Below are 25,958 nucleotides of genomic sequence, written 5' to 3' on the forward strand. Positions count from 1 at the left end.
CGCTCAGCCCGGCGGGGCGCCCGGCTCGGCCCTGCGCGGCGGCCCGGCCCGCGGCAGCTCGACGATGAACGTCGCCCCGGCGCCGAGCGCGCTCTCGACGCGGATCGACCCGCCGTGCGCCTCCGCGATCCTGCGGCTGATGTACAGCCCGAGCCCCAGCCCACCGTAGTGCCGGTTTGACACCGCGCGCTCGAAGCGCTCGAAGATCTGCGCCTGCCGCGCCGGGTCGATGCCGATCCCGTGATCCCTGACCGCGAGCCGCGCCGTCCCGGCCTCCTCGCCGAGCGAAATCTTGATGGGCTTGCCCGCCCCGAATTTGATCGCATTGGCGAGGAGGTTCGTCACGATCTGGTCGATGCGGGAGCGATCCCAGCGGCCCACGATCCGGCCGCACTCCCGTAGCGAGACCGCGCACCCGGCCCGCTCCAGATCCAGCTTGAGCCGCGCGATCACGTCGCGGATGACCACCCCGAGGTCCACCTCCTCGACCTCGAGCGGGAGCCGATCCGCGTGGCTCCGCGAGACATCGAGGAGCTGGTTGTTCAGGCGGGTCAGGCGCGCCGCCTGCCGCAGAGCGCGGTCGATCTGCCTGCCGATGGCCTGCGGATCCCAAGTTCGACCCGATTGGCGGGCCCGATCCATGGCCTCGAGCGAGAGCGTCAGCGACGTCATCGGCGTGTTGAGCTCGTGCGTCGCCACGGTGAGGAACTCGTCCCGCGCGCGGATGGCCTCCTGGGCGGCGCGGTAGAGCCGCGCATTGTCGATCGCCATCGCAGCCCGGCGCGCCACCTCCTGCACGAGCTCTAGGTCGGCATCCCCGTAGCGACGCCCCGGCGCGGACGAGACGACGCTCAGCGCCCCGATCGGTTGTCCTCGCGCCACGAGCGGCACCGTGATGGAGCTGTAGGTCCCGAGCTCGCGGAGGAGCCTCGCGTGCCCGTCGTCCTCGCAATGTTCCCGGAGGACGGCTTCGGAGATCTCGGGGAACAGGAGCGGCTCGCCGCTCCGCAGGACCCTGGCCGCCGGGCGGGGCGAAGCCCGGCTAGGAGGATACCGCCGCTCCAGCTCCTCGAACAAACACTCCTTCGCGGGGTCTCTATGTGCCCATGAAATTCGCCGGATCTCTCCGCCTTCCACCACGTCGATCATGCACCAGTCGCAGAGCGATCGCACCGAGAGCCGCGCGAGGCGAGAGAGCGTCTCCGCGTAATCGAGCGACCCGGCGAGGATCTCCCCGGCCTCGGCCAGGAAGGCCGCGCGCCGCTCCGCCGCCTCGGCCGCGGTCCGCCCGGCCTGCTCCTTGGAGAGCAGCCGCGCGTTCTCCAGCGAGATCGCAGCCTGCGTGGCGAGCAGCGAGAGCGCGGTGAGCCGCTCCGGCGTGAACGCGCCCTCGACGAGGTTGTTCTCGAGGTAGAGCAGGCCCACCACTTCGCCCTGCCTCAGGATGGGCACGCAGAGCAGCGACTTGGGCCTATACCGCGCGAAGTAGTCATCGCCGGAGAACTTGCCCGCATCCGCGGCGGCATCGCTCAGGATGACGCGCTCCTTCGTCCGCTGCACGTAGCGGACCAGCGACATGGGGACGCGCCGCGAACCATCCTCCGCCTTCGGCGGGAAGAGGGTCGTCGCCGCCCCTTTCTCTTCGAGGGTGGCCTCCGCTTCGATGGAGAGGCGCTCGTCCTGGTACAGGAGGATGCAAGCCCTCTGCGCCCCGCCCTGCTCGAGCACGACCTCGAGCAGCGTGCGCAGCAGCTTGTCGAGGACGATCTCGCTCGACACGGTCTGCGATGCCTTGGTCACCGAGAGCAGGTCGAGCTGCTCGGATCGCGCCGCGAAGGAAGCGGTTGGAGCGAGCGGCCTCTTATCCCAGAGGTGCGGATGCTGCTGGTCGATCTGCTCGACCTTGCCGTCCGCCCCCCAGCAGGCGTAACAGGCGCGGGCCTCGCGGAGGTACGTGGCGGCGATCAGGCCGAACCCTCGCGTCCGGTAAAACCTCGACGCGATCTCGTTGGCGAGCGCCTCGTTGTGGACAAAGCCGCTTTCGCGCGCGGAGCGGATGGCCTGTTCGTACAGATGCTCGGCTTTGTCCCATTCGCCGCCGATGCGCGCAATCTCGGCGCCGACCAGCGCCGCGCGATTGCGGAAGTTTTCCGGGCAGCTCGAAGCCCAGACCTCGAGCTGCTGGTGGTGGGTGACGAGCGCCGTGAGGTGCTCGGGCCGCTCGTCGGCGGATGGAGGTGCCGCGTCGTGGCGCGCCGCCCGCGCGAGCGCACTATAGAAATGGTATTCGGTGAGTGCGAGGAACACCGGCGACGTCCGGAGGAGCCGCTGCGCCTTCGCCCCGGCCTCGACGGCAGAGGCGTAATCACCCGCGTGCCAACGCGCTTGCAGCTTGTGGAGCCAGTACCAGCCCGCGGCGATTGAGAGGCGCGGATCGCCCTCGAGGCGCCGCTCGAACCGGCCCTCTTCGAAGTCGTCATCGTGGAAGGAGCCGAGGACCGGCGAGAGCCCCCGGAGCGTCCGGATGAACCTGAGCTGTCCGGTGATGAGGTCGACGAGGACGCCGAACTTCGCCTTCCGCGTGAACTCGAGGGCCCCCTCGGCCTCTCGTTGCACCTCGTCGAGCGGATCTCCCTCCATGAGGAGGAGCGTCACCAAGACGGCGGACAAATAGGACGAATACGTGAGATCGCCGATCGCCTGCGCCGCGTGAAGGCCGCGTCGTAATGGATCGATGCTGGTGCGCACGTGCCTCGTCCAGGGATTGATGGTGTACCAGAAGACAAAATAGACGCGGGCCTTGAAGCGGAGTATCGCGCGCTTCTCCATCAGATCGAGGCCGAGCTTACCGAAGCGAAACCCCGCCCGGTAATCGCCGAAGTGCGATCCGAGGAGCGAGCCGAGCCGGACGTAGGCGAGGCATGATGCGTCGCTGTTGCCATGCTCGAGGCTGAGGTTCACCATGCGAGCGACCAGGAGGCTCAGCAGGTTCTTGTCGGAGAACAAGGCCGGCACATCGCACGACGAGAGGACGTCCATGGTCGCGCGGCAGTCCGGGTCGGTCATCGTGGGCAAGTCGAGGAGCTCCTCGAGCGGGCGGCTCCCAACCTTTCGCCACATCCGCTCGTATTCCTGATGGACATCCGCGTCCGTCGGGTGCGGCGGCCACTCGACGCCGACGCGCCGGAGGTACTCGAGGCACGCCTCCACGCTGCGGTCGCTCTGATCCAGGGTCGTGTACAGGGCCATGCGCACGCACGTGACGGCGGCGAAGTCGACGACGTTCCGGGCGCGGCGCGAGAGCATGGCTAGCCGCTCCTCCGCTGTCGACAGCTCGCCGGTCAGGTACTCACACTCGGCCCGGTGGAGCTCGAGCGCGAAGGTGAGCTCGTAACGAAGCGACCAGCTGTCCTCGGTGAGGAGCGCCGCGCCGGCGGCGAGGTACGCCAGCGCCGAGGCGTAGGCGGTCGACCCCTTGGCGCGCTTGCCCGCGACGAGGTTGAGCTCCGCGACCCGTTCTCGCTCGCCCCGCGACGTCATGAGCCCGGCGCCGCGGTTGAGCTGGTTCACGATCTCGAAGATCTTCTCCTTGAGCTCTTCGGGCGGCGTATGCGACACGAGCAGCCGGCCGATCCGGAGATGCACTGCCGCCCGCTCGCCTTCAGGGATGAGCGAATAGGCCGCCTCCTGGACGCAGTCGTGGAGGAACTTGTACGTGCCGTTCAAGCGAAAAACGAGCCCCTCATGAACTGCGTCCCAAAGATCCGCGTGCACGTCCTCCTCCGAGCCGCCCTGAACGATCGTCAGGAGGGTGACCTCCACGGTGTCTCCCAGACAGGCGAGCTGCGTCAGCGCTCCCTGGGTGCGTCGAGGGAGCCGCGCGAGTTTGCCGACCATCAGGTCGACCACGTTGTCGGTGAACCCCTTTTCGCGGATCTTCGCCACGTCCCACCGAAAGGCATAGGCACGCTCGTCGAACTCGATCAGCCGCTCTTGGTGCAGCGCGGAGAGGAACTGGATCGCGAAGAAGGGGTTGCCCGCCGTCTTCTCGTAGACGAGATCCGAGAGCGGCGCGGCGTCTTCGCGGCGACAGCGGAGCGCGTCGCTGACGAGCGCGGCGAGGTGCTCTCGGGAAAGCGGGCCGAGCACGATGTCCGTGACGCGCGCCCCCTCCTTCCGCGCCTGGTCGAGCGCCCGCAGGAGCGGATGCGAGGGGGTCACCTCGTTGTCGCGGTACGCGCCTATGACGAGGAGATATCGCGTTTCGGGGTGCGTCACGAGATCATGAAGGAGCCCGAGGCTCGCCGAATCGGTCCACTGGAGATCGTCGAGGAAGAGCGCGAGGGGGTGCTCCTTCCGGGCGAACACCCCGATGAAGTGCCGGCATACGATGCGGAACCGGTTCTGCGCCTCGGTCGGCGGGAGCTCAGGAACCGGCGGTTGCCGGCCGATGACGAGCTCGAGCTGAGGGATAACCTCCACGATGAGCTGTCCGTTGATCCCGAGGGCGCCGAGCAGCCGCTGCCGGAAGGCCGCGATCCGGTCCTCGTCCTCGGTGAGGATCTCCTGCACGAGCTCCCTGAAGGCCTGGACGAGCGTGAAGTAAGGGATGTCGCGCTTGTATTGATCGAACTTCCCCGAAAGAAAGCACGCTCGCTCCCGGACAATCGGCCTGTACAGCTCGTGGACCAGCGCCGACTTGCCGATGCCCGAATAGCCGGAGACCAGGACGAGCTCGGGGACTCCCGTGCCCATCACGCGCTCGAACGCGCGCAGCAGCGCGACCACCTCCTCCTCGCGGCCATAGAGCTTCTGAGGGATCTCGAAGCGGCCGGAGACGTCGTGCTCGGCCAAGGGGAATGGCTCGATCCGGCCGGTGGCTCGCCACGCCGAAAGGCACCGCTCGAGGTCGTGCTTGAGGCCGCGGGCGGTCTGGTAGCGATCCTCCGCCATCTTGGCCAGGAGCTTCAGGACGAGGGCGGAGAGGACCTCGGGCAGCTCCGGGACCAGCGCGGAGGGCGGCGGCGGGACGCGGGCGACGTGACAGTGCACCCACTCGAGCGGGTCCCGAGCCTCGAACGGCAGCCGCCCGGTGAGCATCTCGTAGAACGTGACCCCGAGCGCATAGAGATCGGTGCGGCTGTCGATCGCCCGGTTCATCCGCCCCGTCTGCTCCGGAGACAGGTACGGCAAGGAGCCCTCGATGAGCCGGGGAGGCCCTGCCGGCGACTGCTCGCGGGAGAGGCGGGACGCGAGGCCGAGGTCGGTGAGCTTGACCTGCCCAGTAGCTGCGTTGACGAGGATGTTCTGGGGCTTGAGATCCTTGTGGATGATGTCCCGCTGGTGGAGCTCCGCCACGGCGGCCACGATACGAACCGCGAGGTCGAGGAACCGCTCGATGTTCATGGGCGCGTCCATGAAGTGGTCGAGCGACTCGCCGCCGAAATCCTCCATGACGAGCGCCGGCAGCCCCTCGTACGTCTCGAGGGCGAGCGGCGCCACGATGGCCTCGTGGCTCAGCGCCTTGCCGATCGCATACTCGTGCTTCAGGCGCTCGACGTCCTTCGGGCAGCTGCGCCTCGGGTCGAGGACCTTCAAGATCACCGGGCAGCCATCGGCGCTCCGGATCGCGCGAAGCAGGCTGGTCTGCTGGCCCTCGTGGAGGGTCTCTGTGATCGTGTAGAGGGGGGCCGTGCTCGTCTCCATGGGAATACGCTCCGTGACGCGTCGGCGTCCGGCGGCTTGGCGGGACATGTGGGCTGTCATCGACGCCGGAGCGGTCGAGTCCGCGCACCTCTCCGACACGGCCCAACCACACGACCGGACTGAGCGCCTGGCTCGCGCCCGGCAGCACGCTTCCAGCCAGGTTCTCCCGCAGTCGTACCTCCCTCTCTATCGGACTATATTATGAAGGATGCCCGGCCAACGCGAGCCCCTGGCTGCGCCGTTCAGCCCGCCAGGGAGCCCGGCTCGGCCCCGCGCGGCGGTCCGATCCGCGGCAGCTCGACGACGAACGTCGCCCCGGCGCCGAGCGCGCTCTCGACGCGGATCGAGCCGCCGTGCGCCTCCGCGAGGCTGCGGCTGATGTACAGGCCGAGCCCCAGCCCGCCGTAGTGCCTGTTGGACACCGCGCGCTCGAACCGCTCGAAGATCTGCCCCTGGCGCGCCGGGTCGATCCCGATCCCGTGATCCCGGACCGAGAGCCGCGCCGTCCCCGCCTCCTCGCCGACGGAGATCTCCACGGGCTTGCCCGCCCCGAACTTGATCGCGTTGGCGAGCAGGTTCGAGACGATCTGGTCCACGCGAGAACCATCCCAGAGGCCCACGACCCGGCCGTGCTCCTGCAAGGCGACCGAGCACCCGGCGCGCGCCAGATCCAGCTTGAACCGCGCGAGCACGTCGCGGACGACCTCCCCGAGATCGACCTCCGCCACATCGAGCGAGAGCCGAGCCGCGTTGATCCGCGAGACGTCCAGCAGCTCGCTGTTCAGGCGGATCACGCGCGTCGCCTGCCGCAGCGCGCGGTCGACCTGCCGGCCCACGGCCTGTCGGTCCCAGGGCCGATCCGAGCGGACACCCCGATCCATGGCCTCGAGCGTGAGCAGGAGCGACGTCATCGGCGTGTTGAGCTCGTGCGTCGCGACCGTCAGGAACTCGTCGCGCATCCGCACCGCCTCGTGCGCAGCGCGGTAGAGCCGCGAATTGTCGATCGCTATCGCGGCTAGGCGCGCCACCTCCCGGACGAGATCGAGATCGGCGTCGCCGTAGCGGCGCCCCGGCGCGGACGAGACGACGCTCAGCACCCCGATCGGCTGTCCGCGCGCCATGAGCGGCACGATGATGGCGCTGCGCGTCCCGATCTCGCGGAGGAGCCTCTCGTGACCGCCGTCCTCGCAGTGCTGTCGGAGGAACTCTTCGGAGATCTCGGGGAGAAGGAGCGGCTCGCCGGTCCGGAGGACCCTGAGCGCCGGGCGACGCGATTCCCAGCGAGTGGGATACCGCCGCTCCAGCTCCTCGATCAACGGCTCTTTCGCCGGGTCCCTGTGCGCCCATGACAGCCGCCGGATCCCTCCACCTTCCACGACGTCGATCATGCACCAGTCGCAGAGCGTCAACACCGACAGCCGCACGACGCGCGACAGCGTCTCTCCGTAATCGAGAGAGGCAGAGAGGATCTCCCCGGCCTCGGCCAGGAAGGCCGCGCGCCGCTCCGCCGACTGGGCCGAGGTCCGCGCGGCCTGCTCCTGGGAGAGGAGCCGCGCGTTCTCCAGGGAGATCGCCGCCTGCGAAGCGAGGAGCGAGAGCGCGGTGAGCCGGTCCGACGTGAAGGCGCCGGCAAGGAGGTTGTTCTCGAGATAAAGCAAGCCCGCGACCCCGGCCTGCCTCAGGATGGGCACGCACAGGACCGATCTGGACCGATACCGCGTGAAGTAGTCGTCTCCGGAGAACTTGCCCGCATCCGCGGCCGCGTCGTGCAGGATGACGCGCTCCTTCGTCCGCTGCACATAATGGACGAGCGAGCCGGGGACTCGCTGCCACGAAGAGTCGTCCAGTGAGGGCGCGAGGAGGATCGTCGCCGCGCCTCTCCCTTCGAGGGTCGCCTCCGCCTCCATGGTGAGGCGCTCGTCCTGACACAGGAAGAGGCAAGCCCGCTGCGCGCCGCCCTGCTCGAGGACGACCGTGAGCAGCGTCCGCAGGAGCTGGTTGAGGACGATCTCGCTCGAGATGGTCTGCGACGCCTTGATCACCGACAGCAGCTCGAGCTCATCGGAGCGCGCCGCGAACGAGGCGCTCGGCGCGAGCGGCCTCCGGTCCCAGAGCCGCGGGTTCTGCTGGTCGATCTGCCTGACCTTCCCGTCCGCGCCCCAGCGAGCGTAACAGGCGCGGGCCTCGCGGAGATACGTGTCCGCGATCAGATCGAACCCTCGTGTCCGGTAGAACCTCGACGCGCTCTCGTACGCCAGCGCCTCGACGTGGACGAAGCCGCTCTCGCGCGCGGAGCGGATCGCCTGCTCGTACAGCTGCGCCGCCTCGTCCCATTCGCCGCCGATGCGCGCGATCTCGGCGCCGACCAGCGCGGCGCGGGCGCCGAAGTTTTCGGGGCAGCTGTTGGCCCAGACCTCGAGTTGCTTGCGGTGGGCGGCGAGCGCCATGAGGAGCGGGGGCCGCTCATCGGCCGGCGCAGCGTCATGGTGGCCCGCCCGCGCGAGCGCACCATAGAAATGGTACTCGGCCGCCACGAGATACGACCGCGACGTCCAGAGGAGCGCCTCCGCTCGCTCTGCAGCATCGATGGCAGAAGCATGATCGCCAGCGAAGAGGCGCGCTTCCAGCTTGCCGATCCAGTACCAGCACGTCGCCACCGAGAGGCCTCGATCGCCCTCGGGGCGCCGCTCGAACCGCCCCTCGTCGAGGTGGTCATCCTCGGCCGCGAGCGCCTGCGTCGAGCCCCGGAGCGCCCGGATGACCAACAGCTGAGCGACAATGAGGTCGACGATGAGACCGAACTTCGCCCTCCGCGCGAACGCGAGCGAGCGCTCGGCTTCTCGATTCGCTTCGCCGAGCGGAGCTCCCCCGATGAGCATGAGCGAGAGCAGGCCGTTGAGGATATAGGACGCAAAGGCGAGATCGCCGGTCTCCTGCGCCGCGTCGAAGGCGCGCCGCAGCGGATCGACGCAGGTTCGCATGTGCCTGATCCAGGGGTTGATGACGTACCAGAAGATCAGGTCGACGCGGGCCTTGAAGCGGACCGGCCCCCGCTTCGCGGCCAGATCCAGGCCGAGCATGCCGAAGCGAAATCCCGAGCGGTAGTCGCCGAAGTACGCGCTCAGGGCCATCCCGGCCCAGGTGTAGGCCATGCATGCTCCGTCGCTGTTGCCATGCTTGAGGCAGAGGTTCGCGATGCGACCGACCATGAGGCAGAACAGATTCTCGTCGGTGAGAGACGCCGGCGGCTCGCCCGACATGAGGACGTCGATGAGCGCGCGGCAATCCGGGTCCGTTATCGGTTGCAAGTCGACGAGCGCCTCGATCGGGCGCGTCCCGAGCGTCTGCCACATCCGCTCGTATTCCTGCCGGACGTCCTCGTCCGTCGGGTGCGGCGACCACGCGATGCCGACGCGACGCAGGAAATCGAGGCAGATCTCGACGGCGAGCTCGCATCGATCCAGCATCGTGTAAAGCTCGACGCGCGCGCACGTGACGGCGGCGATGTCGGCGAAGCTGCTGGCGCGGCCCGCGAGATCCGAGAGCCGCTCGTCCGCCACCCCGAGCTCGCCGGTCATAAACTCGCACCCGGCCCGGTGGAACGCGAGCGCAAAGACGAGGTCGTACCGCCGCTCCCAGCTGTCCTCTTCCAGTTCCAGGAACGCCGCCCCGGCCGCGAGATACTTGAGCGCCGACGCGTAGGCCGTGGACCCCTTGGCGCGCTTGCCTGCGATGAGGTTGAGCTCAGCCGCTCGCTCGCGCTCATCGCGCGTCCTGATCAGCGCCGCCCCCCGGTCGAGCTGGTTGACGATCTCGAAGATCTTCTCCTCGAGCTCCTCCGGCGCCGTGCGCTTCGAGAGCAGCCTGCCTATCTCGAGGTGCGCCGCCGCGCGCTCGCCTTCGGGGATCAGAGAATAGGCCGCCTCCTGGACCCGGTCGTGGAGGAACTTGTACGCGCCGTCCAGGCGGAAGACGAGCCCCTCGTGCGCTGCGTCCCGGAGATCCGCGTGCATCTCCTCCTCCGAGCCGCCCTGGACCATCGCTAGGAGGGCGACGTCCGCGCTGTTCCCCAGGCAGGCGAGCTGCTTCAGCGCCCTCTGGGTGCTCGGAGGGAGCCGCGCGAGCTTGCCGACCATCAGGTCGACCACGTTGTCGGTGAAGCCCTTCTCGCGGATCTTCGTGACGTCCCACCGCCAGGCCTCCGCGTAGACGTCGAACTCGATCAGGCGCTCCTCGTGGAGCGCGATGAGAAACTGGATCGCGAAGAACGGGTTGCCGGCCGTCTTCTCGTGGACGAGGTCGGAGAGCGGCGCGGCGTCCTCGCGGCTGCAGTGGAGCGCGTCGCTGACGAGCGCGCCGAGGTGCTCCCGGGAGAGCGAGCCGAGCACGATGTCCGAGACGCGCGCGCCTTCCTTCCGCGCCTGGTCGAGCGCCAACAGGAGCGGGTGCGAGGGAGTCACCTCGTTGTCGCGGTATGCGCCAATGACGAGGAGATGGCGCGTCTCGGGGTGCGTCACCAGCTCACGAAGGAGCCCGAGGCTCGCCAGATCGGCCCACTGGAGATCGTCGACGAAGAGCGCGAGGGGGTGCTCTTTCCGGGCGAACACCCCGATGAAGCGCCGGAACACGACCCGGAACCGGTTCTGCGCCTCGATCGGCGGAAGCTCGGGGACCGGCTGCTGCCGCCCGAGGATGAGCTCGATCTGGGGGATCACGTCCACGATGAGCTGCCCGTTGCTCCCGAGCGCGCCGAGCAGCCGCTGCCGGCAGGCTGCGATCCGATCCTCGCTCTCGACGAGGATGTCGAGCACGAGCTCCCGGAACGCCTGGACGAGCGTGGAATAAGGGATGTCGCGCTTGTACTGGTCGGACTTCCCCGAGAGGAAGAGCGCTCGTTCCCGGACGATCGGCCTGTAGAGCTCGTGGACCAGAGAAGACTTGCCGATGCCGGAATAGCCAGAGATCAGCACGAGCTCGGGGCAGCCCGTGCCCACGACGCTCTCGAACGCGCAGAGCAGCGCAGCCACCTCGCCCTCGCGGCCGTAGAGCTTCCGAGGGATCTGGAAGCGGCCTGAGACGTCGCGCTCGGCCAGGGGAAACGGCTCGATCCGGCCGGTGGCTCGCAGCTGCGAGAGGCACCGCTCGAGGTCGTGCTTGAGGCCGCAGGCGGTCTGGTAGCGATCCTCGGGCATCTTGGCCAAGAGCTTCAGGACGAGCGCCGAGAGCACCTCGGGCAGCTCCGGAACGAGCGCCAAGGGCGCCGGCGGGAGGCGCGCGACGTGGCAATGCACCCACTCCAGCGGATCCTGCGCCTCGAACGGCAGCCGCCCGGTGAGCATCTCGTAGAACGTCACGCCGAGCGCGTAGAGATCGGCGCGGCCGTCGATCGCCCGGTTCATTCGCCCCGTCTGCTCAGGAGACAGGTACGGCAATGAACCCTCGATGAGCCGGGGGGGCCCTGCCGGCGGCTGCTCGCGGGAGAAGCGGGACGCGAGGCCGAAGTCGGCGAGCTTCACCTGGCCGGTGGCCGTGTTGACGAGGATGTTCTGTGGCTTGAGATCCTTGTGGAGGATGTCCCGCTCATGGATCGCCGCCACGCAGGCCGCGATGCGGACCGCGAGCTCGAGGAACCGCTCGGCATCCATGGGCGCGCCGATGAGATGGTCGAGCGACTCGCCGCCGAAGTCCTCCATGACGAGCGCCGGCAGCCCCTCGTGCGTCTCGAGGGCGAGCGGCGCCACGACGGCCTCGTGGTCCAGCGGCTTGCCAATCGCGTACTCGTTCTTCAGCCGCTCGATGTCCTGCGGGCGGCTGCGCCTCGGGTCGAGGACCTTCAAGATCACCGGGAGGCCATCGGCGCTCCGGACCGCACGCAGCAGGCGGGTCCATTGGCCCTCGTGAAGCGTCTCGGTGATCGTGTAGCGGGACACAGCGCTCATGTCGATGCGGACACCGATGGGGAAGACACGCCGCGAAGCGCCGGCGCCCGGCGGCCTGGCGGCCTGGCGGGACATGGGGATACCACGCGGCACCGTCCAGCGCGCGCGCCGCTCAGCCCGGCAGGGCGCGCGGCTCGGCTCCGCACGGCGGCCCGGCTCGCGGCAGCTCGACGACGAACGTCGCCCCGGCGCCGAGCGCGCTCTCGACGCGGATCGAGCCGCCGTGCGCCTCCGCGATGCTGCGGCTGATGTACAGCCCGAGCCCCAGCCCGCCGTAGTGCCTGTCGGACACCGCGCGCTCGAACCGCTCGAAGATCTGCGCCTGACGCGCCGGATCGATCCCGATCCCTTGATCCCGGACCGAGAGCCGCGCCGTCCCGGCCTCCTCGCCGATGGAGATCTCCACGGGCTTGCCCGCCCCGAACTTAATCGCATTCGCGAGCAGGTTCGAGACGATCTGGTCCACGCGGGAACCATCCCAGAGGCCCACGATCCGGCCGCACTCCCGCAGCGAGACCGAGCACCCGGCGCGCGCCAGATCCAGATTGAATCGCGCGAGCACGTCGCGGACGACCGCCCCGAGGTCCACCTCCTCGACCTCGAGCGAGAGCCGATCCCCGTGGATCCGCGAGACGTCGAGCAGCTCGCTGTTCAGGCGGGTCAAGCGCGCCGCCTGCCGCAGCGCGCGGTCGACCTGCCGGCCCAAGGCCTGCGGGTCCCAGGAGCGGCCCGCTCGCAGCGCCCTATCCACGGACTCGAGCGTCAGCGTGAGCGACGTCAACGGCGTGTTGAGCTCGTGCGTCGCCACGGTCAGGAACTCGTCCCGCACGCGCACGGCCTCCTGCGCAGCGCTGTAGAGCCGCGCATTGTCGATCGCGATCGCCGCCCGGCGCGCCACCTCCTGCACCAGCTCGAGATCGGCGTCCCCGTAGCGGCGCTCCGGTGTGGACGAGACGACGGTCAGCATCCCGATCGCCTGTCCCCGCGCCAGGAGCGGGACGGTGATGAAGCCGTGGGTCCCGAGCTCGCGGATGAGCCTGGTCTTCCCTTCGTCCTCGCAGTATTCCCGGAGGACTGCCTCGGAGAGTTCGGGGACCAGGAGTGGCTCGCCGCGCCGCAGGCCCCTAGCCGCCGGGCGGGGCGAAGCCCGGCCAGGAGGATACCGCCGCTCTAGCTCCTCGAACAACGACTCCTTCGCAGGGTCTCTGTGTGCCCATGAGATTCGCCGGATCTCTCCGCCTTCCACCAGGTCGATCACGCACCAGTCGCAGAGCGCTCGCACCGATAGCCGTGCGAGGCGCGAGAGCGTCTCGGTGTAATCGAGCGACCCGGCGAGGATCTCCCCGGCCTCGGCCAGGAAGGCCGCGCGCCGCTCCGCCGCCTCGGCCGCGGTCCGCGCTGACTGCTCCTTGGAGAGGAGCCGCGCGTTCTCCAGAGAGATCGCTGCTTGCGTGGCGAGGAGCGAGAGGGCGGTGAGCCGCTCCGGCGTGAACGCGCCGGCGAGGAGGTTGTTCTCGAGGTAGAGCAGGCCCACCATCTCGGCCTGCCTCAGGATGGGCACGCAGAGCAGCGACTTGGGCCTAACCTGCGTGAAGTACTCGTCGCCGGAGAACTTGCCCGCGTCAGCGGCGGCGTCGCTCAGGATGACGCGCTCCTTCGTCCGCTGCACGTAGCGGACGAGCGACATGGGGACGCGCCGCGAAAGCTCCTCCGCCTTCGGCGGGAGGATGGTCGTCGCCGCCGCTTTCTCTTCGAGGGTGGCCTCCGCTTCGATGGAGAAGCGTTCGTCCTGGTACAGGAGGATGCAAGCCCTCTGCGCGCCGCCCTGCTCGAGGACGACCGTGAGCAGCGTGCGGAGCAGCTTGTCGAGGACGATCTCGCTCGACACGGTCTGCGATGCCTTGGTCACCGAGAGCAGATCGAGCTGCTCGGACCGCGCCGCGAAGATGGTGGCCTGGGCGAGCGGCCTCGCGTCCCAGAGGTGCGGATTCTGCTGATCGATCTGCTGGACCTTGCCGTCCGCCCCCCAGCGAGCGTAGCAGGCGCGGGCCTCGCGGAGGTACGTGTCGGCGAACAGGTCGAACCCTCGCATCCGGTAAAACCTCGATGCGATCTCGTAGGCCAGCGCCTCGTTGTGGACGAAGCCGCTCTCGCGCGCGGAGCGGATCGCCTGCTCGTACAGCTGCGCCGCCTTGTCCCCGTCGCCGCCGATGCGCGCGATCTCGGCGCCGACGAGCTCGGCGCGGTCGCCGAAGTTTTCGGGGCAGCTCGAAGCCCAGACCTCGAGCTGCTTCTGGTGGGCGACGAGCTCCAGGAGGTGCCGGGGCCGCTCATCGTCAGGGGCCGCGTCATGGCAGGCCGCCCGCGCGAGCGCGCTATAGAAATGGTACTCGGCGACATCGAGGAACGACGGCATCATCCAGAGAACCGTCTGCGCTCTTGCTGCGGCCTCGATGGCGGAAGCGCAATCGCCTGCGTAAACGTGCGCTTGCACCTTGCGGATCCAATATAAGCATTTGGCATACGCGAGGCGAGGATCGTCCTCGAGGCGCCGCTCGAACCGGCGCTCGTCGAAGTGATCGTCGTTGAACGAGCCGAAAGCCTGCGTCAGTCCCCGGAGCATCCGGGTGAGCTGCAGCAGCGTGGTGATGGTGTCAATGGAGAGACCGAACCTCGCCTTCCGCGTGAATTCGAGCCCGCGCTCGGCTTCTCGCTGCACTTCACCGAGCGGAACTCCCTCGGCAAGAAGTATCGCTACCAACGCCGTGCGTATACAGGACGAATACGTGAGATCACCGGCCTCCTCCGCCGCGTAGTAGGAGCGTCGCAAGGGCCCGACGCCGGTGCGCATGTGTCTCGTCCAAGGATTGATCACGTACCAGAAGACGAGGTCGACGCGGGCCTTGAAGCGGAGCAGTCCGCGCTTCTCCGCCAGATCGAAGCCGAGCTTGCCGAAGCGAAACCCCGCGCGGTAGTCGCCGAAGCGTGGCCCGAGGCTCGTCCCGACCCGGACGTAGGCGAGGCACGATCCGTCGCTGTTGCCATGCTCGAAGCTGATGTTCGCCGCGCGAGCGTTCATGAGGCAGAGCAGGTTCTCGTCGGTGAACAACGCCGCCGCGTCGCACGACGTGAGGACATCGATGGTTGCGCGGCAGTCCGGATCGGTCATCGGGGGCAAGTCGAGGATCTCCTCGATCGGGCGGCCCCCGAGCTTTTGCCACATCCGCTCGTATTCCTGCCGGACCTCCTCGTCCGTCGGGTGCGGCGACCAGTCGACGCCAATGCGCCGCAGATACTCGAGGCAGATCTCGACGGCGAGCTCGCTTCGATCCAGGGTCGTGTAGAGCTCCACGCGCGCGAACGTGACGGCGGCGACGTCGACGATTCTCCCGGCGCGGCGCGCTAGCTCTGAGAGCCGCTCCTCCGCCGCCCCGAGCTCGCCGGTCAGAAACTCGCACCCGGCCCGGTGGAACGCGAGCGCGAAGGTGAGCTCGTACCGCCGGTCCCAGCTGTCCTCTTCCAAGAACGCCGCGCCCGCGGCGAGATACTTCAGCGCCGACGCGTAGGCCGTCGACCCCTTCGCGCGCTTGCCCGCGATGAGATTGAGCTCAGCCGCCCGCTCGCGCTCCTCGCGCGATGTGATCAGCGCGGCCCCCTGATTGAGCTGGTTGACGATCTCGAAGATCCTCTCGTCCAGCTCCCCCGGCGCCGTGCGCGACGCGAGCAGCCGGCCGATCCCGAGGTGCGCCGCCGCCCGCTCGCCTTCAGGAATGAGCGAATAGGCCGCCTCCTGCACACGGTCGTGCAGGAACTTGTACGTGCCGTCCAGACGGAAGGCGAGCCCCTCGTGCGCTGCGTCCCGGAGATCCGCGTGCACATCCTCCTCCGAGCCGCCGCGGACCATCGTCAGCAGGGCGACCTCCGCGGTGTTTCCCAGACAGGCGAGCTGCTTCAGCGCTCTCTGGGTGCTCGGAGAGAGCCGCACGAGCTTGCCGACCATCAGGTCGACCACGTTGTCGGTGAAGCCCTTTCCGCGGATCCTCGCCACGTCCCACCGAAAGGCCTCGGCGCGCTCGTCGAACTCGATCAGCCGCTCTTCGTACAGCGCGGTGAGGAACTGGATCGCGAAGAAGGGGTTGCCGGCCGTCTTCTCGTGAATGAGGCGCGAGAGCGGCGCGGCGTCGTCGCGACGGCAGTGAAGCGCGTCGCTGACGAGAGCGGCGAGGTGCTCTCGGGAGAGCGGGCCGAGCACGATGGCCGAGATGCGCACGCCCTCGTTCCGCACCTCGTCGAGCGCCTGCATGAGCGGGTGCGAGGGCGTCACCTCGTTGTCGCGGTACGCGCCCACGACGAGGAGATGGTGCGTCTCGGGGTGCGTCACCAGATCGCGAAGGAGTCCGAGGCTCGCCGAATCGGTCCACTGGAGATCGTCGAGGAAGAGCGCGAGGGGGTGCTCCTTTCGGGCGAACACCCCGATGAAGTGCCGGAACACGACGCGGAACCGGTTCTGCGCCTCGATCGGCGGAAGCTCAGGAACCGGCAGTTGCCGGCCGATGATGAGCTCGACCTGGGGGATGACCTCCACGATGAGTTGTCCGTTGCTCCCGAGGGCACCGAGCAACCGCTGCCTCCATGCCGCGATCCGGTCGTCCGTCTCGGCGAGGATCTCGAGCACGAGCTCCCGGAAGGCCTGGACGAGCGTGAAGTACGGGATCTCGCGCTTGTATTGTTCGAACTTCCCCGAGAGGAAGAGGGCTCGTTCCCGGACGATCGGCCTGTAGAGCTCGTGGACCAGCGTCGACTTGCCGATACCGGAATAGCCGGAGACCAGGACGAGCTCGGGGACTCCCGTGGCCACCACGCGCTCGAACGCGCGCACCAGGGCGGCCACCTCGTCCTCGCGGCCGTAGAGCTTCTGAGGGACCTGGAAGCGGCCGGAGACATCGCGCTCGGCCAAAGGGAACGGCTCGATCCTGCCGGTCGCTCGGCACTGCGCCACGCACCGATCGAGGTCGTGCTTGAGGCCGCGGGCGGTCTGATAGCGATCCTCCGCCATCTTGGCCAGGAGCTTCAGGACGAGCGCCGAGAGCACCCCGGGCAGCTCCGGAACGAGCGCCGAGGGCGGCGGCGGGGCGCGGGCGACGTGGCAGTGCACCCACTCGAGCGGATCCTGCGCGTCGAAGGGCAGGCGCCCGGTGAGCATCTCGTAGAACGTGACGCCGAGCGCGTAGAGGTCGGCGCGGCTGTCGATCGCCCGGTTCATTCGCCCCGTCTGCTCCGGAGACAGGTACGGCAAGGACCCCTCGATGAGCCGCGGAGGCCCTGCCGACGGCTGCTCGCGGGAGAGGCGGGACGCGAGGCCGAAGTCGGCGAGCTTCACCTGGCCGGTGGCCGTGTTGACGAGGATGTTCTGCGGCTTGAGATCCTTGTGGATGACGTCCCGCTCATGGATCGCCGCCACGCAGGCCGCGATGCGGACCGCGAGGTCGAGGAACCGCGCGGCGTTCATGGGCGCGCCGATGAAGCGGTCGAACGACTCGCCGCCGAAATCCTCCATGACGAGCGCCGGCAGCCCCTCGTACGTCTCGAGGGCGATCGGCGTCACGACGGCCTCGTGGTCCAGCGTCTTGCCGATCGCGTACTCGTGCTTCAGCCGCTCGATGTCCTGCGGGCGGCTGCGCCTCGGGTCGAGGACCTTCAAGACCACCGGGCTGCCGTCGACGCTCCGGACCGCGCGCAGCAGGCTGACCCGCTGGCCCTCGTGAAGGGTCTCGGTGACCGTGTAGGGGGGAGCGCTCATGTCCATGGGGAGCCCCGTGCGGACAGCGCGCCACAGAGCGCTGGAGTCTGGCGGTCTAGCAGGACATGGGGGCTGCCGTCGACTCGGGCGCGGTCGAGCCCGCGCGCCTCGCCGAGACGCCCCGGCCACACCACGGGCGTGCGCGCATGGCGCCCGCCGGGCGCCGCGTTCCCGGTCACCGTCTCCGACGGTCGTGCCACCCCGTACTCCCTCTATCGGTAGAGTACCATGGGGAGGTCCGTCGCGGAGGAGCGCCCGCGCCATGTGCCGCGCGGGCGCTCTCATCTGGAAAGGCCTCTAGGCGCCGGGCTCGTCGACGTCGTCGTCTTCGTGCTCCTCGAGGTAGCGCTCGGGCGCGAGCTCCCACCGCTCCGGCGAGCGCCAGAGCTGCGACAGGAGCAGCTCGCGCATCAGCAGGATCTCCTTGGGCAGCCGGTCGTAGAGCCGCTCGAAGAGCTCGCCGTGCGAGCCGAACTCGACCTTCCACGCCTCGCGGTCGACCGCCATCAGCTGGTAGAACTGCTCCTTCGAGAAGCGGTCCATGCCCCGCCACTCGATGTCTTCGTAGCGCGGCATCCAGCCGAGCGGGCTCTCCTCCGCGAAGCCGCGGCCGTGCACGCGGTCGACGATCCACTTGAGGACGCGCATGTTCTCCCCGAAGCCCGGCCAGAGGAAGTTGCCCTGGTCGTCCTTGCGGAACCAGTTCACCGAGAAGATGCGGGGCGGATTGACGATCTGGCGCCCCATCTGCAGCCAGTGATTGAAGTAATCGCCCATGTGGTAGCCGCAGAAGGGCAGCATCGCCATCGGGTCGCGGCGCACCTGGCCGATGTTGCCGGCCGCCGCCGCCGTCATCTCCGAGCCGATCGTCGCGGCCGTGTAGACGCCGAAGCTCCAGTTGAACGACTGGACCACGAGGGGCACCGTCGTCGCGCGCCGCCCGCCGAAGACGATCGCGCTGATGGGCACCCCGTTCGGGTCGTCCCAGCGCGGATCGATCGACGGACACTGCGACGCAGGCGTCGTGAAGCGCGCGTTCGGGTGGGCCGCCTTGCGGCCGCAGTCCGGGGTCCAGTGCTTCCCCTGCCAGTCGATGAGCTCCGGCGGCGGCTCGTCGGTCATCCCTTCCCACCAGACGTCGCCGTCGGGCGTGAGCCCCACGTTGGTGAAGATCGTCCCCTTCCGGATGGTCGCCATCGCGTTCGCGTTCGACTTGTCCGACGTCCCCGGGGCCACGCCGAAATAGCCCGCCTCGGGGTTGATCGCGTAGAGCTGCCCGTCCCGCCCGGGCTTCATCCAGGCGATGTCGTCGCCCACCGTCGTGATCTTCCAGCCCGCGAACGCCTTCGGCGGGATGAGCATGGCGAAGTTCGTCTTGCCGCACGCGCTCGGGAAGGCCGCGGCCACATACGTCTTCTCGCCCTTCGGCGACTCGACCCCCAGGATCAGCATGTGCTCCGCGAGCCACCCCTGCTCCCTGCCGAGGACCGAGGCGATGCGCAGCGCGAAGCACTTCTTGCCGAGCAGCGCATTGCCGCCATAGCCGCTCCCGTAGGACCAGATCAGCCGCTCTCCCGGGAAGTGGACGATGTACTTGTGCTCGGCGTTGCACGGCCACGGCACGTCGGCCTGTCCCGGGGCGAGGGGCATGCCGACCGAGTGCAGGCAGGGGACGAAATCGCCGTCTCCGAGCGCCTCGAGCACCTTGCGCCCCATGCGCGTCATGATGCGCATGCTCGCGGCGACGTACGGCGAGTCGCTGAGCTCCACGCCGATGTGCGAGTAAGGCGAGCCGATCGGGCCCATGCTGAACGGGATGACGTAGAGCGTGCGGCCCCGCATCGACCCGGCGAAGAGCCGGCGCAGCGTGGCCTTCATCTCCTGCGGCTCGGCCCAGTTGTTGGTGGGGCCGGCGTCCTGCTTTCGCCGGCTACAGATGAACGTGCGGTCTTCGACCCGCGCGACGTCGCTCGGGTCCGAGCGCGCGAGGTAGCTGTCCGGGCGCTTCTCCGGGTTCAGACGGATGAGCGTGCCCGCCTTGACCATCTGGTCGCACAGCGCGTCGTACTCCTCCTTCGAGCCGTCGCACACGTGCACGTTGTCCGGCTGGCACAACGCGACGACCTCGGCGATCCATTGCCTGAGCTTCTCGTTCGCGATCTTCGCCCGCAGGCCGGGGATCGACACCGGCGGCGGCGGCTCCGAGTGGAACGAGCTCTGGCTGTTCTGGCTGGCTGCTACGGACACTTGCGTACCCTCCTGGCTCTCTGGGTCGAACGCGCTCTGCAAAGCGCAGGCCCTGCCCGCCCTCGACGCCAATTCTGGCCGAAATGCGGCCGGAAGGCTGCCCTGATTCTTCCTGAGCCCGATCGCTACAGCAGGGCTGCGCGCACCAGGTGCGCCCGGGGGGCGAGCCCTGCGCCGCGCGCTGGGTCGTCGATCCGCCCGAAACCCGCCCGGAGGTTGGCCCCGAGGGCTGCCTCGCGGGCAGCCGCGCCGCACGCCGATGCCCCCGGTGCCTGCGCGCCGGTGCTCACCATGGCCACGCCACGTACAGCGGTTCCCGCGCGAACGCCTCCCGGGCGCGACGCCCCTTCTCCGAGAGGAACAGCATCATCCTGAGCTCCTTGTACTCGGAGTGGCGCTCCGGCGTGCCGATGCGCGTGATCGCGCCGGGCGGCGCTTCCCAGCCGCATCCGGCGTAGAAGCGCTCGAGGCTGGGGTTGCAGAACAGCGCGGCGACATCGGCGTCGCTGTCCTGGAGGAAGCGCGTCGCCATCTCCACGACCTGCCTCCCGTGGCCTTCGCCCCGGTAGGGCGGGAATGTGAAGACGTTGCCCAGGCCATAGACGACGTGCTCCTCCCCCGCGTGCGGCAGCGAGAGGCGCATCACCGAAGCGTAGCTGAGCAGCACCTCCTCCTCGCTGATCGTGAAGTGGACCGTGCCCATGTCGGGCGGATACGTGTGCTTGAGCAGCCGGAGTGGACCGGTGAATATCGACGGCCACGCCACCCGCATGAACGACACGGCCTGCCACCGGAAGGAGTCGGGGAGCTCGTCTCGATGGTAAATATGCTTTTCCTGCATGGGTCTCTGGGCCCTGCTCGCTCCACCGCGCTCCGGCGAGCGCGGTCCGTCCACGCGCTTCGTCCAGGCGTCCCATGGACGAGGCGCGCTGTACCTCGGGCGCATTCGTGAATAGGTGAAGGAGCTGAAGGAGCTGAAGGAGCTCCGAGATATATCTCGGTGGCGACGCGCCGTCACGCTGGGCGCGAACGCCGTCGCGCGGGCGCGGCTCCCGCTCCCGCTGGCTGCGCCCACGCCTTCCGACGGCCCGACGTGAAAAGCGACGTGAAAGACGCAAGACGCCGGCAGCCTGCCGTGGCCCGGCCCGCGGGGACGTTGACAAGGGTAACCGGCTTTGCTCCTATACCCAGTCCGCTCGGAGCATCGCGCGACCCTGAGGACGGCCGGTAACATGGTGGGCACGGGTCAAGACACCTCGGACGCGGAGCCGACCCAGGCGGCGATCATGGGCAAGTACCGCCTGATCGCGAAGCTCGGCCGGGGCGGGATGGGCGAGGTGTTCCTGGCGATCGCGCGCGGGCCGGGGTCCTTCAACAAGCTCGTCGTTGTCAAGCGCCATCGCGGCGTGGGCGGAGCGGGCGGAGACGGCGAGAAGGTCGTCGCCATGTTCCTGGACGAGGCGAAGCTATCCGCCCGCCTCAACCATCCCAACATCGTCCAGACCTACGAGGTCGATCACGACGACGCCGGCTACTTCACCGTGATGGAGTACCTGGAGGGCCAGCCGCTCAGCGCGATCATGAGGGCGGTGGCCGAGGGGGTGCCGGGCGGGGCGGGCTTCACGCGCGGCGTCTGGGTCAGGATCGTGGCCGACCTCTTGAGCGGCCTCCACTACGCGCACGAGCTCCGCGATTACGACGGCGCGCCGCTCGGCATCGTCCACCGCGACGTCTCCCCGCACAACATCTTCGTCACGTACGACGGCGCGGTGAAGCTGCTCGATTTCGGCATCGCCAAGGCGTCCATCAACACCGACCTCACCGAGACCGGGAAGCTGAAGGGCAAGACGTCGTACATGGCGCCGGAGCAGGCCGTCGGCAGCGGGTCGACCGATCGGCGGGCCGACATCTTCGTCGCGGGGATCGTGCTCTGGGAGCTCCTCACGCGGGAGCGGCTCTTCGGGGGCGACGCCGTGAGCGCGCTCTGGAAGCTGGCGGCCGTGGACGAGATCCCGCGGCCCTCGCTCCTCCGGCCGGACGTCCCCCCGGCCCTCGACGCCATCGTGGCGCGGGCGCTCGACCGCGATCCGGCGAAGCGGTTCGCGACCGCGCAGGAGATGCGCGCGGCGCTCGAGGACTACCTGCGCGCGGCGGGCGAGGACGTCGGGTCCGACGAGATCGGCGCGAGCATGCTGGGGGTGTTCGCGGAGCGCCGGGCGAGCATGCAGCGGCAGGTCCAGGCGTACCTCGAGCAGAGCGCGCAGGGCGTGGACCGCCCGAGCGTGCCCGTCGAGCCCCGCCTCTCTCGCGTGAGCCATTTCGAGGGCGCAGAAGGAAGGCGCATTCAGCCCGTGATCGCCCTCGACGAGGAGCTCGGGCAGAGGACCTCGGGGACGCCGGGCCCCGGGCGCTCCGCCTCGGACTCGACGAGCCTGAAGTCGAACCTCCGCACGGCCGCCGGGCCTCAGCAGCGCAGCTATTGGATCGGGGCGCTCGGCGCGGCCGTGCTGGTCGCGGCGGCGGCGTTCTCCACGCGCCGCCATGGTGGGCAGGCGCCCGCTGCCGGCTCCGCCGCGGCCGTTCTCGTCGAGCCGGACGCCGGCGCTCGCTGCACCGGGGTGCTCCGCGTCCGGATCACGACGGGCGACACGGGGACGGCCACCGACATCTCGCCGCCCTACAACTACGGGGTCTACGACTACCTGCGTCACCTCAACGACAGTCAGGGAGGGCTCCGGGGCTGTCCCATCGACGTCGACATGAAGGACGCGCAGTACGACCCCGCCAAGACGGAGGAGGTCATCGAGGCGTGGCGGCGGCAGCCCGGGTGGAGCGAGGTCTCCACGCTGTTCGTGTTCGGCACCGGGCCGACGACCCGTGTGGCCCCGAGGCTCACGGAGGAGAAGAAGCTCATCATTCCCGGCTCGTACGCCGGCTCGCTCGCCACGCCGGTGCCGATCTCGGCGGACGTGTCCCATGCCGAGTTCAACGCCCTGGGCCAGAGCGCCTCCGCGACAGAGCACAAGACGAGCCCTGGATACCCCTACATCTTCTTTCCGGCCACGGACTACTCGACAGCGATCCGCATCGGCATCAAGGCCGCCTGGAAGATCGCGCCCGGGCGCATCGCGATGGTGCACGACACGATAGACAAGTGTCTTTACTGCGTCGATCCGCTCGCCGCGGGCAAGGCCTACGTGGAGGAGCTGCCCGGGATGCTGCTCGGCGAGGATCTGATCGTCCCGCAGACGTCGTCCCTCGAGGATGAGGGGCGCATCGTCGACGCGGTGATCGGCTATGTGAAGCGGGAGATCGAGAAGAAGCGAGCGGACCCGTCGTATGTGCCGGCGAGCTGGTTCTGGGCCGGCAACAGCGTCCTCTCCTCGTCCTTCGTCGGGAAGGGCGCGGCCGCGGCGCAGAAGCTCATCCAGCAGGCGTTCCCGGGGCCGGAGAAGAACCGCTGGCAGCTGCGCGTGATGGCGAACAACTGGGGCATCGGCGAGAGGACCTTGGCGATCTGCGGGGCCGGCTGCGCGGGGATCTTTTATGGGCTGTTCCCCGTGCCCGTCTACGGCGACACCCAGCACTCGAGCGGGATGGCGGAGATGCTGCGGATCCACAGGGCCTACCGGGAGAAGGACGGCCACCCGCTGGAGCTGTACCAGGACCAGCCGTACGTCCAGGGCCACGCCGCGGCGCTCATGTGGCGCGAGGCCGTCGAGCGGGCCGTCGACGCCGGCCGCACGCACCCGACCGGAGAGGACCTGAAGGCCGCGCTCGAGGGCTTCCAGAACGTGGTGCTCGACGGGATGACGGCGGGGCCGATCTCGTTCAGCGCGACCGACCATCGGCCGCAGGCGAACGAGTCGGTGTACACGATCGGGGGCACGGACGGGGGCGGGGTCGGGTTTCGTTTCGTCGATCGCTGCTCGATCGAGCTCGACGCGAAGTGGCTAGGGTACTGAGAATGGTGCACCCAGAGCGGGCGTCTGACGTTGCCTGAAGGACGAATTCGATAACACACGGCTGAATGCGCCGAACAAAACCCCCTGTCGCCAGGCAGTCGAGGGCTCAGTGCACGAATCCCGCCGCCCATCGGTCACCAACGTGAACGTGGTCGTAGTCGTGAACGTTCACGTTGGTGAGCGATGGTGGGGGCGGGCGTCGTGGCCTGAGCGCGAGCGAACGAGCTTGGTGAATACCGATGCCCTCGTCCGCCTGGATCGGTCCGGTGTTGTTCGGCGCGCTACGTCGGCCCGGAGATCCGCCAGAACCCGATCCTCGCCGCCCCCGCCAGATCCGGCCCAACCGGCCCCTTCCCCCAGAAATGGTCATCGTAGTTGGGCACCGTCCACCCCTGCCCGTACGCCCCCATCACCGCGTAGATCACCTCGTCGTCCGGCTGGACCTCGATCGCCGTCGTCACCCACGCCTGCCGCACCGGCGCCGGGCTCGCGTCGTCGAGCAGGTAGCGCGCGAACATCGATCCTTCGGTCGTGTCGTCGAACGACTCCGTCGCATAGCCGAGCAAGAGGTGCAGCCCATCGAACGCGCCCGCCCACCGGTAGCGCCACGCGCCACCGTCGTCCTGGAGCGGGCCGCAGGCGGCCACCACCATCCACTCCAGGTTGGCGTTGCCCCAGCGAGCGTCGCTGAAATGGAGGACCCGGTCGTTCATCGCGCTGCAGAACATGAACCCGACGCCGTTCGCGTGCCCCGTGTAGAACGTGAGATCCACCGAATCCGCGAACGACGCGTCCTGGCCGCCCAGGGACGGATCCTTGAAATCGACCTCCCACGCGCGCTGGTCGCCCCAGTTGAAGCGAGACTCGATTCCCCCCTCCCGGAAGCTCTTCAGCAGCCCATCGACGTTCGCCGCCGAGTGATCCAGGCCGCCGCAGAGCCCGACCCACTCGGCGCCGACCACCGCGCGCCCATCGTCGACCGGCGGCGGGAGCGGCGGGCGCGCCGCGCCGAGCCCCGCCGACGCGCGGCCGAACGAGAGCCGCTGCGCCGCCGTCGCGACAAGACCGTCGGCGTCCGTGACATAGAGCGAGAGCGTCTCCGTCTCCCCGCGAAGGCCAGAGACGCCAGACACCTTCACCCGCGCGCCGCCTTCGCGCCCTTCGCGCCCTTCGCGCCCTTCGCGCCCTTCGTCGACCACGTCGAGCCCGTCGAGCGAGCGCGCCGACGATACCCACCTGTACGTGTATGGAGCAGTACCTCCGGTGACGCTCGCCTCCGCGAGCGCGGTCGCGCCGTCCACACGCACCGAGATCTCGGCCCTCGGAGCGTCTATGACGGCCGGCACGATCCGCTTGCGGACGTCCACCACCTCCCCGCCGACCGTCCGCCGTGCGCTGCACACATAATGGGGCAGGATCCGCCGTACCTCGCGGGAGAGCGGCGGCGCGTAATAGACGAGCTCCGGCTCGGCCGCGATCACCGCGCCGCCGCCCAGCGCGCCGGCGCACAGCGCGGGGGCCTCGGAGGCCGGGACGATCGCGACGTCCTCCCCTCGCCCAAGCTCGCGCCGCGCGTAGATCAGGTGGGTCACGGCGCCCTCGCCGTCGAACGTCACGCGGACCTTGGCCCCGGGGCCGATCAGCCGGATCCCTTCGAGCTCGTCGCGAAAGCTCACCTGCGTGTCGAGCTCTGCCCGCGCCACAGTTCGCCCCTCCGCGTCGACCGCCTCGAGCAGCGAGTGGCCGACGGCGATGTCGCTCCCGGCCGGCAGGCCCGCGGCGTCCAGCGCGGCCCACGCCCGCGCCGCCGCGTCCGGCTCCGGCAGGACGCGCAGCGCCGCGAGCGCCTCGAAATCCAGGGCGTCATCGCCCGCCGACGTCTCGAAGCCACGCTCGTCGCGGAACCCAGGCGCGGGCGGCGCGTCGGCCTTCCTCGTGGGCAAGCGCTGGAATCGCGCGCCGTCGAGGTAGCGAATCGCGCCGTCGGCCACGAGCACGCCAGCGCCTCCGCGCGCGGGATCCTCCGCGAGCCCGAGCGCGCCGGCGAGCGCCGACGCCCGCGCGACGTCGGCGCCGCCGCCGATCACGCGGTATGCGGGCAGGAATCGCGTCTCCCTGCCAGGCGACCCCGCGGCAGGCGACGCCGCGCGGAACACGCCGCGATCGGCGCTCTCCGGGAGATCCTCGCGGGCGTCGCGGCCGCTGCACCCGGCGACGCCGAGGGTCACGAGGAGAAAGACGCCCAACACCCCATCCGGTGATCTCTTCATCAAAGTCCCCCTTTCCCTGCGGCCACGGCGA

The 25,958-nt window shown here is 69.2% G+C and carries 7 protein-coding genes; 1 reads left to right on the top strand and 6 read right to left on the bottom strand.

The window, feature by feature from the left end; all coding sequences use genetic code 11:
* Window positions 1-3 precede the first annotated feature (3 nt).
* The 5 genes from WME73_RS23530 to WME73_RS23550 all read right to left on the bottom strand — a co-directional run bounded on the left by WME73_RS23530 (window position 4) and on the right by WME73_RS23550 (window position 20,533).
* Complete coding sequence (locus WME73_RS23530) at window positions 4-5,706, bottom strand: AAA family ATPase (protein WP_437917134.1); 5,703 nt, start codon at window positions 5,704-5,706, stop codon at window positions 4-6.
* Window positions 5,707-5,948: 242 nt separating this feature from the next.
* Complete coding sequence (locus WME73_RS23535) at window positions 5,949-11,645, bottom strand: sensor histidine kinase (protein ID WP_437917135.1); 5,697 nt, start codon at window positions 11,643-11,645, stop codon at window positions 5,949-5,951.
* 112 nt (window positions 11,646-11,757) lie between these two features.
* Entirely contained in the window at window positions 11,758-17,445 is a 5,688-nt protein-coding gene (locus tag WME73_RS23540; RefSeq protein ID WP_437917136.1) for a sensor histidine kinase, read from the bottom strand.
* A gap of 297 nt (window positions 17,446-17,742) precedes the next feature.
* Window positions 17,743-19,632, bottom strand: coding sequence for a phosphoenolpyruvate carboxykinase (GTP) (locus tag WME73_RS23545; RefSeq protein ID WP_437748015.1), 1,890 nt, complete (start codon window positions 19,630-19,632; stop codon window positions 17,743-17,745).
* Window positions 19,633-19,978: 346 nt separating this feature from the next.
* Window positions 19,979-20,533 carry a hypothetical protein gene (locus tag WME73_RS23550; RefSeq protein WP_437747624.1) on the bottom strand — a complete coding sequence of 185 codons (555 nt, stop codon included), beginning with the start codon at window positions 20,531-20,533 and terminating at the stop codon, window positions 19,979-19,981.
* 391 nt (window positions 20,534-20,924) lie between these two features.
* Here WME73_RS23550 and WME73_RS23555 point away from each other — a divergent pair, with 391 nt between their 5' ends.
* A complete protein-coding gene (locus WME73_RS23555) occupies window positions 20,925-23,657 on the top strand; it encodes a protein kinase domain-containing protein (protein ID WP_437917137.1) in 2,733 nt (910 codons plus the stop codon).
* 281 nt (window positions 23,658-23,938) lie between these two features.
* Here the strand turns inward: WME73_RS23555 and WME73_RS23560 are convergent, their stop codons facing one another.
* A complete protein-coding gene (locus WME73_RS23560) occupies window positions 23,939-25,927 on the bottom strand; it encodes a DUF6345 domain-containing protein (protein ID WP_437917138.1) in 1,989 nt (662 codons plus the stop codon).
* Between the last annotated feature and the right edge of the window lie 31 nt (window positions 25,928-25,958).

Origin of the sequence: Sorangium sp. So ce302, assembly GCF_051530145.1 — a bacterium.
GTDB lineage: Bacteria > Myxococcota_A > Polyangia > Polyangiales > Polyangiaceae > Sorangium > Sorangium cellulosum_B.

What these genes read in the sequence shown, in the direction of transcription:
- WME73_RS23530 (WP_437917134.1), bottom strand. Translation starts at nt 5,706, where the DNA reads ATGGAGACGAGCACGGCCCCCCTCTACACGATCACAGAGACCCTCCAC.
- WME73_RS23535 (WP_437917135.1), bottom strand. Translation starts at nt 11,645, where the DNA reads ATGAGCGCTGTGTCCCGCTACACGATCACCGAGACGCTTCACGAGGGC.
- WME73_RS23540 (WP_437917136.1), bottom strand. Translation starts at nt 17,445, where the DNA reads ATGAGCGCTCCCCCCTACACGGTCACCGAGACCCTTCACGAGGGCCAG.
- WME73_RS23550 (WP_437747624.1), bottom strand. Translation starts at nt 20,533, where the DNA reads ATGCAGGAAAAGCATATTTACCATCGAGACGAGCTCCCCGACTCCTTC.
- WME73_RS23555 (WP_437917137.1), top strand. Translation starts at nt 20,925, where the DNA reads ATGGTGGGCACGGGTCAAGACACCTCGGACGCGGAGCCGACCCAGGCG.
- WME73_RS23560 (WP_437917138.1), bottom strand. Translation starts at nt 25,927, where the DNA reads ATGAAGAGATCACCGGATGGGGTGTTGGGCGTCTTTCTCCTCGTGACC.